Source organism: Streptomyces sp. NPDC050448 (assembly GCF_040655295.1).
Classification (GTDB): domain Bacteria; phylum Actinomycetota; class Actinomycetes; order Streptomycetales; family Streptomycetaceae; genus Streptomyces.
This window is the reverse complement of record NZ_JBFAJR010000040.1, coordinates 64,866-74,697: the sequence shown is the minus strand read 5'-3', so window position 1 is coordinate 74,697 and position 9,832 is coordinate 64,866. Positions and strand designations below refer to the sequence as shown.

Sequence of the window (9,832 nt, the reverse complement as noted above, 5' to 3'; positions counted from 1 at the left end):
CCGTCGAGGTACTCGAAGAGCGCGAGGTTCGCCTCGGCCCTGGTGGCGAAGACCCGGCCGCGGATGCACTCGGTCTTGATCACCATCCACAGGTTCTCCGCCAGGGCATTGTCGAACGAGTCGCCGACCGAGCCCATGGACGCCTGGATCCCGGCCCTGACCAGGCGTGTTGTGAGCTTCACGGACGTGTATTGACAGCTGCGCCCTGGCTCCCGGGCCGGTGCGCACGGACGCCGACTTCGCGGTCCAGGTCGAGCACGGCCCCGAGCTGCTGGCCACGGCCGACACGGTGGTGGTGCCCGCTTCGTACGAGCTCGGGCCGGTGTACGAGGAGGGCCGGCTGAGCGGCGAGCTCGCCGCGGCGCTCGGTCACATCCGGCCCGGGACGCGGCTCGTCTCCATCTGCACGGGCGGGTACGTGCTGGCCGCCGCCGGCCTTCTGGACGGCCGCCCCGCCACCACGCACTGGGCCCACGCCGAGCACTTCCAGCTGCTCTTCCCGGCCGTACGGGTGGACGCCGGCGTGCTCTACACCGACGACGGGGACGTGCTGACCTCGGCCGGGGTCGCCGCCGGCATCGACCTGTGCCTGCACATCGTGCGCCGCGACCACGGCGCGGCCGTCGCCAACGACGTGGCCCGGCGGACCGTCGTACCGCCGCACCGGGACGGCGGGCAGGCCCAGTTCATCGACCGCCCGGTGCCGCAGCCGCAACTGGCCAGCACCGCGGCGGCCCGCGCGTGGGTGCTGGACCGGCTGCACGAGCCGGTGCGGCTGGTCGACCTGGCCCGGCAGGAGGCCATGTCGGTACGGACGTTCACGCGCCGGTTCCGGGAGGAGTCCGGGGTCAGCCCCGGCGAGTGGATCGTCGGACAGCGGGTGGAACGGGCCCGGTGGCTGCTGGAGCGGACGGACCTATCGATGGAACAGGTGGCGCGGGAGACGGGGTTCGGGACGGCGCAGTCGCTGCGCAAGCACGTGCAGGCGGCGCTGGGGGTGAGCCCGACGGCGTACCGGCGCACGTTCCGCGCGACGGGCGGGGATGCCGGTGAGGCGCAGGGCGGGGGGCGGGAGCCTGCCAGCTCCTGATGGGCCATCAGATGATGCCGGATCCGTGCATTGACTTCTCCCGCCGCCCGCTCGTGAATGGCCCCCTGTCGGCGCGAGGGAACCAGGGGGCGGGCCGTGCGAACACGGGCGGGCAGCAGGGGATGGTCGGTGGCCGTCGGCATGGCGGCGCTCGCGGCAACGACCGGGGGTGCGCTGAGCGCGCCTGCCTCCGCCGAAGGGGAAACGCCGCCGGGCCAGGTCGAGTTCCCGACGCACTGCCTGCCGCCGCAGGAGGCCGGACTTCCGCCCGCCGACGGGCCGACCACCGCCCGGATCACCGTCGACGACCCGGCGCCGAAGGTCGGCGACACGGTCACCGTGACCTACCAGGTGGCCCGGACCCCCGCCGTGAACCCGATCGGCACCGAACTCCCGGCCGATGTGCTGACCCCGACCGGGCGGATCCTGCTGGGGGGTGCGCAGAGCGGTGAGGTCACCGTCGTGGGGGCGAAGCGGAACGACCCCGTCCAGGCAGGTGCGGGTCTGCCCGCCGTCACCATGACCGGTACGTTCACCGTCACCGCGCCCGGCGGGATCACCCTGGCCCCGGGCGGCTACACCCTCCACACCAGCCACCTGCTGGACCTCGACACCGCGTGCAGCGCCACCGGGACGCCGGTGTCCGAACGTCTCACCGCGACCCCGCTGCCCCGGGCCAACCTGCGGGCGGTGGCGCTCGGCACCGCGTACGGGAAGCCGGGCGCCAAGGTCAAGGTCACCGGCGCCGGCTTCGCCCCGGGCACGGCCGTGACGGTGGCCGGCCGGGCGGGCGCCGCCGAGACCGCGGACCGCGTGGCGGCCACGGCGGACGACCGGGGCGCGGTCCTGGCGGAGCTGCCGGTCACGGACAGGGCGACGACTGCGGTGGTGGCGTACGAGGGCACGGCCTGGTCGGCGCAGCAGGGCTCGGGGCCGGCGGCGTACACGGTCGTCGACGCCACGCCCCCGCCGCCGGGCACCCAGACGGTGACGGCGGTGGTCGAACCGGGCGCGCTGTCGATGACCCAGGCGGGCGAGGCGATCGCGCTGGGCGCGGTCCCGTACGGGGAGGGCGGCGCGGCCCCCGGCCGGATCGGCACGGTCACGGTCAAGGACGCCCGGGGCGGACCGGCGGGGTGGTCGCTGATCGGCAAGGTCACGGACTTCACGGGCCCGGGCGGAGTGCGGATCCCGGGCGCCTCGCTGAGCTGGACCCCGTCCTGCACGGCCGCGGCGGGCAGTCCGAGCCGGTGCGTGGCGGGCAGCGCGGGGGTGGTCGGGCCGGAGGGCGCGGTACTCGCCTCCACGCCGGATGCGGCGCCGGCGGGAGGGACCTTCACGGTCGACGCGACGGTCGCCCTCACGGTCCCCCCGTACACCCCGCCGGGCGCCTACACGGCGGTGCTGACCCTGACCCTGTCGTGAGCCGCCCCCTCGTGCGGGGTGCCGCTGCGCGAACCTCCGCCCCGCCCCGCCCTTCACCCGTTCCCCGGGCTCTGCCCGGGCACGGCCCGCACCGTCCGGCCCCGCCGGCGTTCGAGGCGCGGGGTCCGGGACGGAGCCCCTGGAAACGTCGAGAGGGCGGGGCGGGGACGGGAGCCGCGCGCAGCGGCACCCCGCAGGGGTGGGCCGCGCGGGTGTGGCGCCGGGCGGCCTCGACGACGGCTGCGGCCGTACTGCTGCTGCTCGCGCCCGCCGGGACGGCAGCGGCCGCCGACAACGGGCAGTGGTCCGTCCTCCCCGCCGCCAACAGCGTGACCCGGCGGCCGTACTTCTACCTCGCCGCCGCCCCCGGCGCGGCCGTGACCGACGCCGTCACCGTCACCAACCGCACCGACCGCCCCCGCACCTTCCGGCTCTACGCCGCCGACGCGTACAACACCGCCCGCGACGGCGGCTTCGCGCTCCGCGGCCCCGACGAGCCGCGCCGCGCCACCGCCGCGTGGGCGAAGCTCGCGCAGGAGCGGGTCACCGTTTTGGCCGCAGGGTCGGTGAGCGTCGGCTTCACCCTCACCGTCCCCGACCGCGCCGAGCCCGGCGACCACCCCGGCGCCATCGTCGCGCTCGAGGAGCGAGCCGCCGCCCCCGTCCAGGGGATCGGCGTCCAGCAGGCCGTCGCCGCCCGGCTGTACCTGCGGGTGGCCGGCCCCACCGCCCCCGCGCTGGCCGTCGAGGACCTCCGGGCCTCCGGGAGCGAGGTCTCGTACACGCTCCACAACCTCGGCAACGTCACCCTGCGCCCCCGCGCCACCCTCACCGCCTCCGGCGCCCTCGGCCGGCGCCTCCTCGGCCGTGAGCTCACCGGGCTGCCCGCCGAGCTGCTCCCCGGCCAGGAAGCCCGGCTGAGCACCAGGTGGGAGCACCCGCCCGCCGTCGAGTGGGCCGAGGTCACGGTGCGCGCCGAGGCCGCGGGAGCCGTCGCCCGGGCCGCCACCGGCTACGCCGCCCGGCCCCCGCTGGCGGCCGTGCTCGCGGGCGCCGGTGCCCTCGTCGCGGCAGCCTGGTCGGCGCTGGGACCGGCATCGGGGAGAATGGCCCGTATGAGCGATCGTTCCCCCGAGTCCACCGCCCCGCACCGTGCGGGCTTCGCCTGCTTCGTCGGCCGCCCCAACGCGGGGAAGTCGACCCTGACCAACGCACTCGTGGGCACCAAGGTCGCGATCACCTCCAACCGGCCGCAGACCACCCGCCACACCGTCCGCGGCATCGTGCACCGCCCCGATGCCCAGCTCGTGCTGGTCGACACCCCCGGTCTGCACAAGCCGCGCACGCTCCTCGGCGAGCGACTGAACGACGTCGTGCGGACCACCTGGGCCGAGGTCGACGTCATCGGCTTCTGCCTGCCGGCCGACCAGAAGCTCGGCCCCGGCGACAAGTTCATCGCGAAGGAGCTCGCGGGGATCAAGAAGACCCCCAAGATCGCCATCATCACGAAGACCGACCTCGTCGAGTCCAAGCAGCTGGCCGAGCAGCTCCTCGCCGTCCACCAGCTCGGCGAGGAGCTCGGCTTCGAGTGGGCCGAGATCGTCCCCGTCTCGGCGGTCGGCGACACCCAGGTCCAGCTGCTGGCCGACCTGATCGCACCGCTGCTGCCCGAGAGCCCGCCGCTGTACCCGGAGGGCGACCTCACCGACGAGCCCGAGATGGTGATGGTCGCGGAGCTGATCCGGGAGGCCGCGCTGGAGGGCGTACGGGACGAGCTCCCGCACTCCATCGCCGTGGTCGTCGAGGAGATGATCCCGCGGGAGAACCGCCCGGCGGACCGGCCCCTGCTCGACATCCACGCCAATGTCTACATCGAGCGGCCGAGCCAGAAGGGCATCATCATCGGCCCGAAGGGCGCCCGGCTGAAGGAGGTCGGGATGAAGTCGCGCAAGCACATCGAGGCGCTGCTCGGCACCCCGGTCTTCCTCGACCTGCACGTGAAGGTCGCCAAGGACTGGCAGCGGGACCCCAAGCAGCTGCGCAAGCTCGGCTTCTGACGCAACGGCGCGGCCCCGTATGCGGCCCCCGTCCGGGGCCGCATACGGGGCCGCGCGCATTCCGCCCCGCTACGCGGGCCGACGCACCCGCACCACGTTGTCCGTGCGGGTTCCGGGCGTACCGTCGGGCTGGTTCTGGACCCGTTCGGTCTCCTCGGCCCGCAGCACCTCCCAGCGCGCCGTGACCGGCTCCAGCTGCGCGAGGACCTCCTCGGGCGTGGGGAAGTGCGCCTCCTCCCGGTCGTCCTGCCACGGAGCCCAGCCCGCGTGGCCGACCACCAGCAGGGTGCCGCCGGGGGCCACGGCCGCGGCGGCCGTGCGCAGGACGACGTCACGGGGGAAGTCCCCGTAGTTGTGCAGGAAGCACGCCGAGACGAGGTCGAACTCCCCCTCCGGGAAGGACTCCGTCAGATCGTGCCGCGCGAAGGAGACGCGGTCCGCGACCCCGGCGTCCGCCGCGTGCCCGGCCGCCCGGCCGAGGGCGACCCCGGAAATATCCGTCCCGGTGACGGTCCACCCGCGGCGGGCCAGCCAGACGGCGTCGGCGCCCTCCCCGCACCCGAGGTCCAGGGCCCGGCCCGGGGCGAGGCCGGACACCTCGTGCACCAGCATGGCGTTGGCCTCGCCGCTCCAGATCCGGTCGCTCTCCCCGTAGCGGCCGTCCCAGAACTCCTCGCCCGCCGAGGCCCCGGGCGCGGGGGAGTGGTGCGAGTGCTCGTGGGTGTGCGCGTGGGTGTGCGCGTGCTGCTCGGTCATGGCTTCCTCTTCCCGTACGGGTGCCGGTACGGCCGATGCTCCGCCCGCCCCGCCCGCAGGGACAAACCCTGTTGCCGTTCCGGCAAACCCTGCCGTCAGCCCGCGGTGTCCGCCGGCGGCTCCGCGATCAGGGCGGTGGCCACGCGGCGGAATCCGATGCGGGCGTAGACGCGGGCCACGTCCTCGTCGCCGGCCGAGAGGAAGACCGTACGGGCTCCGCGCGCCCGGGCGCGGGCGACCAGGGCGGCCGTGACCGCGAGGGCCAGGCCCTGGCGGCGGGCCGACGGGAGGGTGCCGACGCCCACCACCTCCACGACGTCCCCGACCGGGTTGTACTGGCCCGAGCAGAGCACCACGCCGTCCCGTACGGCCGCCGCCAGGGCCGTGCTGCCCTCCGCCAGCTTTCCGGCCACCCGCGCCCGGCCCTCCTCGGCCGCGGGCTTCGCCGTCGCCGCCGCCAGCTCTGCGGGGCCGGCCTCGCCCACGGCCGTTCCCGGGGTGGCGAAGGCCAGGGCCGGGACCGTCACCGCGGCGGTCAGCAGCGGGTCGTCCGCGTCGAGCAGGCGGACCTCCGGGTGCGGGGGAAGGACCTCGGCCGAGGGGTCCAGGACCATCAGGGGGTGCGCGTGGACACGGAGTCCCGCTGCCTCCACCGCGGCCCGCAGCGAGGGGCTGTTTTCGGCCACCCATTCGAAAGCCTCGGGGACCTTCAGCTCCCGCTGACGGGCCCAAACCCGTTCGACGTCGCCGCGGGTCGCCGCGGGGGCGCCGAGCGCGGGCCGCGCGTAGTACTGCCAGCCCGCGCCCTCCTGGACGAACAGGGTCAGCGGGCCGAAGTCCTCGGCGCGGGCCCCGCCCACCCGCGGCACCGCGTCGTAGTACCGCTCCAGCTCGGACAGCGTCGAATCGATCACGTGGTCGGTCATCCGGCCATCCAAACAAAGCGGTGCTGCTCGGGCACCTGCTTTCCGGCGTCCTCCGTCAGAGGTCCCGCTTCAGGCGCCCTCCTTCAGGACGCGCGTGATCAGCGCCCGCTGTGCCTCCGACAGGTTCGGCTCCTGGCAGGAGACCGTCCGCCCGTCGACGGTGATCCGGTACGAGAAGCCGTCCCGGATCCGGCCCGGCCCGGGCGCGGCCGGGACGGGCCGCAGCGCCAGCTGGGCCAGAGCCTGCCACTCGGCCTCGTCCTCCAGGCCCGAGGTGTCCACCTCGACCCGGCGCTCGATGCCCGCGAAACCGCCCGTCCGCACCACCAGAATCCGCATGCGTGCCCTCTACCCCGCCAGTGGGACGCCCACCGTCGACCACGCTTTCTGGAGCGCCTGGTGCTCCGCGCCGCCGTTGCCGTACCGGGCCACGGCCGCCGCCACCGAGAGCCGGGCGAAGTCCGCGAAGTCCGCGTCCGAGGCCAGCTGCCCGCCCGTCAGCGCGTCGTACCAGATCTGCCCGGCCCGCTCCCACGCCTTGCCGCCGAGTTCGGTGGCCACGAGGTAGAACGCGTGGTTCGGGATCCCGGAGTTGATGTGCACCCCGCCGTTGTCCTGCGAGGTGTCCACGTAGCCGTCCATCGTCGGCGGCTGCGGGTCCTTGCCGAGCTCGTCGTCGTCGTACGCCGTGCCCGGCGCCTTCATCGAGCGCAGCGCGACCCCGCTGACGTTCGGGCCGAGCAGCCCGGCGCCGATCAGCCAGTCCGCGTCCTCGGCCGTCTGGTCCAGTGAGTACTGCTTGATCAGTGAGCCGAAGACATCGGACATCGACTCGTTGAGCGCGCCCGACTGCCCGTGGTAGGCGAGGTTCGCCGTGTACTGGGTGACCCCGTGGGTGAGCTCGTGCCCGATGACGTCCACCGACACAGTGAAGTCGAGGAAGAGGTCTCCGTCCCCGTCGCCGAAGACCATCTGCTGCCCGTCCCAGAAGGCGTTGTCGTAGTCCTGGCCGTAGTGGACGCTCGCGTCCAGCGCCAGCCCGGAACCGTCGATCGAGTGCCGGCCGAAACCCTTCAGGAACAGCTCGTACGTGGCGCCGAGCCCCGCGTACGCGCGGTTGACGGTGGCGTCCTTGACCGCCTCGCCGCCCTCGCCGCGCACCTTCTTCCCGGGCAGCCGGGTGTGGTGCTGCGCGTCGTAGACGGTCCGGCGGGGCTCGTCGGAGACGGGCGTCCCCAGCGCGGGGGTGATCCCGCGGACGGTGGTGACGCGGCGCCGGGTGCGCAGCAGGGCGTCCTGTTCGAGGGTGCGCTGGGCGGCGTCGGCGCGCCGGGTGTCCTCGGATCGGGCGATCTTGTCGAGCAGGTGGGGCGGGACCACCGTGCAGAAGACGGGGTGGCGGTGAGCGTGGGAGGCGTCCATCCCGGCAATGTGGCAGTGGGTCATGACGGTGTCACTACCTGAAACCATGATTCATTCGGTTGTCTGAAATCTGTCACGCCGTGTTGACGGTTCAACCGGAGCTGTAGTGGCGGAATGAGGCTTATCCCACATTCAGTGCAAATCGGACAGGCCGATCTTGCATACTGGAACAGGACCTCGCGATACGGCGCGGCTCGGTTAGGCTCGGCCCATCATGCGTTTCGGGCTGCTTCTCCTTAGCTGCCGCGGCGAGGGTCTGTAGTCGTAGGCCGACCCCCTCCCCGCGGAGTTTGGTGTTGCGGATTTACGACCGCCGTCGGCCGTCCCAGCGAACTACACGCGGACACGCGAGGAGCCCTACGCCATGAGTCAGCACACTTTTGTCGGTCGCCCCACGCCCATCACGAACGCGACCCACACCCAGCAGCCCTCCGGGATGCCGATCCACAAGTACGGCCGGTACGAGCAGGTGGACATCCCGGACCGCACCTGGCCGGACGCCCGCGTCACCAAGGCTCCCCGCTGGCTCTCCACCGACCTGCGCGACGGCAACCAGTCGCTGATCGACCCGATGACCCCCGCCCGCAAGCGCGAGATGTTCGACCTGCTGGTGCGCATGGGCTACAAGGAGATCGAGGTCGGCTTTCCCTCCTCCGGCGAGACCGACTTCGCCTTCGTACGCTCCATCATCGAAGAGGGCGCCATCCCGGACGGCGTCACCATCTCCGTCCTGACCCAGGCCCGCGAGGACCTGATCGAGCGGACCGTCGAGTCGCTGATCGGCGCCAAGCGCGCCACCGTGCACCTGTACAACGCGACCGCCCCGACCTTCCGCCGGGTCGTCTTCCGCGGCTCCAAGGAGCAGATCAAGCAGATCGCCGTCGACGGCACCCGCCTGGTCATGGAGTACGCCGAGAAGCTGCTGGGCCCGGAGACCACCTTCGGCTACCAGTACAGCCCGGAGATCTTCACCGACACCGAGCTGGACTTCGCCCTGGAGGTCTGCGAGGCCGTCTGCGACGTCTGGCAGCCGGCCGAGGGCCGCGAGATCATCCTGAACCTGCCCGCCACCGTGGAGCGGTCGACGCCGTCCACGCACGCGGACCGCTTCGAGTGGATGGCCCGCAACCTGACCCGCCGCGAGCACATCTGCATCTCCGTGCACCCGCACAACGACCGCGGCACCGCCGTCGCCGCCGCCGAGCTGGCCCTGATGGCCGGCGCCGACCGCATCGAGGGCTGCCTGTTCGGCCAGGGCGAGCGCACCGGCAACGTCGACCTGATCACCCTGGGCATGAACCTGTTCTCCCAGGGCATCGACCCGCAGATCGACTTCTCGCAGATCGACGAGATCCGTCGCACCAGCGAGTACTGCAACCAGATGGAGGTCCACCCGCGCCACCCGTACGCGGGCGACCTGGTCTACACGGCCTTCTCCGGCTCCCACCAGGACGCCATCAAGAAGGGCTTCGACGCCATGGAGGCCGACGCGGCCGCCCAGGGCAAGACCGTCGACGACATCGAGTGGGCCGTCCCGTACCTGCCGATCGACCCGAAGGACGTCGGCCGCTCCTACGAGGCGGTCATCCGCGTCAACTCGCAGTCCGGCAAGGGCGGCATCGCGTACGTCCTGAAGAACGACCACAAGCTGGACCTGCCGCGCCGCATGCAGATCGAGTTCTCGCGGATCATCCAGGCCAAGACCGATGCCGAGGGCGGCGAGGTCACGCCGAAGGCGATCTGGGACGTCTTCTCCGACGAGTACCTGCCCAACCCCGAGAACCCGTGGGGCCGCATCCAGCTGCGCTCGGGCTCGACGGCCACCGACAAGGACGGCACGGACACGCTGACCGTCGAGGCGGTCGTGGACGGCGTGGAGACGGTCCTGGACGGCACCGGCAACGGTCCGATCTCGGCCTTCTTCGACGCGCTGGCCGGCATCGGCGTCGACGCCCGCCTGCTGGACTACACCGAGCACACGATGAGCGAGGGCGCCTCCGCCGTGGCCGCCTCGTACATCGAGTGCGCGATCGACGGCCGCGTCCTGTGGGGCATCGGCATCGACTCCAACACCACCCGCGCCTCCCTGAAGGCGGTCATCTCCGCCGTCAACCGCGCGGGTCGCTGACCCGTCACCTCGCCGTGGCCCCGTCCCT

8 protein-coding genes and 2 pseudogenes are annotated in these 9,832 nt (G+C 73.1%); 5 read left to right on the top strand and 5 right to left on the bottom strand.

The window, feature by feature from the left end; all coding sequences use genetic code 11:
* On the bottom strand, nucleotides 1–182 hold a 182-nt coding region (locus tag AB0I68_RS32835; RefSeq protein ID WP_363181033.1), incomplete at its 3' end, for an IS3 family transposase.
* Nucleotides 183–196: 14 nt separating this feature from the next.
* Between AB0I68_RS32835 and AB0I68_RS32830 the strand changes: the two are divergent.
* From AB0I68_RS32830 to era, 4 genes and pseudogenes are all read left to right on the top strand, one after another.
* A pseudogene (locus AB0I68_RS32830) lies at nucleotides 197–1,090 on the top strand (helix-turn-helix domain-containing protein); the annotation flags it as partial.
* A gap of 141 nt (nucleotides 1,091–1,231) precedes the next feature.
* The gene (locus AB0I68_RS32825; protein WP_363181032.1) at nucleotides 1,232–2,515 is read left to right on the top strand and encodes a beta-xylosidase; all 1,284 of its coding nucleotides are present in this window, start codon (nucleotides 1,232–1,234) and stop codon (nucleotides 2,513–2,515) included.
* Nucleotides 2,512–3,135, top strand: a pseudogene (locus AB0I68_RS32820) (DUF916 domain-containing protein); the annotation flags it as partial. The gene AB0I68_RS32825 and the pseudogene AB0I68_RS32820, both read left to right, overlap by 4 nt.
* A gap of 486 nt (nucleotides 3,136–3,621) precedes the next feature.
* Nucleotides 3,622–4,572: a GTPase Era gene (gene era, locus AB0I68_RS32815; protein WP_363181031.1), complete on the top strand. Its 951-nt coding sequence runs from the start codon at nucleotides 3,622–3,624 to the stop codon at nucleotides 4,570–4,572.
* A gap of 69 nt (nucleotides 4,573–4,641) precedes the next feature.
* Here era and AB0I68_RS32810 read toward each other — a convergent pair whose 3' ends face one another.
* The 4 genes from AB0I68_RS32810 to AB0I68_RS32795 all read right to left on the bottom strand — a co-directional run bounded on the left by AB0I68_RS32810 (nucleotide 4,642) and on the right by AB0I68_RS32795 (nucleotide 7,676).
* Nucleotides 4,642–5,328: a class I SAM-dependent methyltransferase gene (locus AB0I68_RS32810; RefSeq protein ID WP_363181029.1), complete on the bottom strand. Its 687-nt coding sequence runs from the start codon at nucleotides 5,326–5,328 to the stop codon at nucleotides 4,642–4,644.
* A gap of 95 nt (nucleotides 5,329–5,423) precedes the next feature.
* The gene (locus AB0I68_RS32805) at nucleotides 5,424–6,254 is read right to left on the bottom strand and encodes a GNAT family N-acetyltransferase (protein ID WP_363181028.1); all 831 of its coding nucleotides are present in this window, start codon (nucleotides 6,252–6,254) and stop codon (nucleotides 5,424–5,426) included.
* Nucleotides 6,255–6,323: 69 nt separating this feature from the next.
* Nucleotides 6,324–6,593 (bottom strand): protealysin inhibitor emfourin, encoded by a 270-nt coding sequence (locus AB0I68_RS32800; RefSeq protein WP_363181027.1) that lies wholly within the window; start codon nucleotides 6,591–6,593, stop codon nucleotides 6,324–6,326.
* Nucleotides 6,594–6,602: 9 nt separating this feature from the next.
* Nucleotides 6,603–7,676, bottom strand: coding sequence for a M4 family metallopeptidase (locus tag AB0I68_RS32795; RefSeq protein WP_363181026.1), 1,074 nt, complete (start codon nucleotides 7,674–7,676; stop codon nucleotides 6,603–6,605).
* Between the two features lie 364 nt (nucleotides 7,677–8,040).
* Between AB0I68_RS32795 and leuA the strand changes: the two genes are divergently transcribed.
* Nucleotides 8,041–9,804: a 2-isopropylmalate synthase gene (gene leuA, locus AB0I68_RS32790; protein WP_363181025.1), complete on the top strand. Its 1,764-nt coding sequence runs from the start codon at nucleotides 8,041–8,043 to the stop codon at nucleotides 9,802–9,804.
* The last annotated feature ends 28 nt before the right edge of the window (nucleotides 9,805–9,832 follow it).

What these genes read in the sequence shown, in the direction of transcription:
- AB0I68_RS32810 (WP_363181029.1), bottom strand. Translation starts at nt 5,328, where the DNA reads ATGACCGAGCAGCACGCGCACACCCACGCGCACACCCACGAGCACTCG.
- AB0I68_RS32805 (WP_363181028.1), bottom strand. Translation starts at nt 6,254, where the DNA reads ATGACCGACCACGTGATCGATTCGACGCTGTCCGAGCTGGAGCGGTAC.
- AB0I68_RS32795 (WP_363181026.1), bottom strand. Translation starts at nt 7,676, where the DNA reads ATGGACGCCTCCCACGCTCACCGCCACCCCGTCTTCTGCACGGTGGTC.
- era (WP_363181031.1), top strand. Translation starts at nt 3,622, where the DNA reads ATGGCCCGTATGAGCGATCGTTCCCCCGAGTCCACCGCCCCGCACCGT.
- leuA (WP_363181025.1), top strand. Translation starts at nt 8,041, where the DNA reads ATGAGTCAGCACACTTTTGTCGGTCGCCCCACGCCCATCACGAACGCG.
- AB0I68_RS32800 (WP_363181027.1), bottom strand. Translation starts at nt 6,593, where the DNA reads ATGCGGATTCTGGTGGTGCGGACGGGCGGTTTCGCGGGCATCGAGCGC.
- AB0I68_RS32825 (WP_363181032.1), top strand. Translation starts at nt 1,232, where the DNA reads ATGGCGGCGCTCGCGGCAACGACCGGGGGTGCGCTGAGCGCGCCTGCC.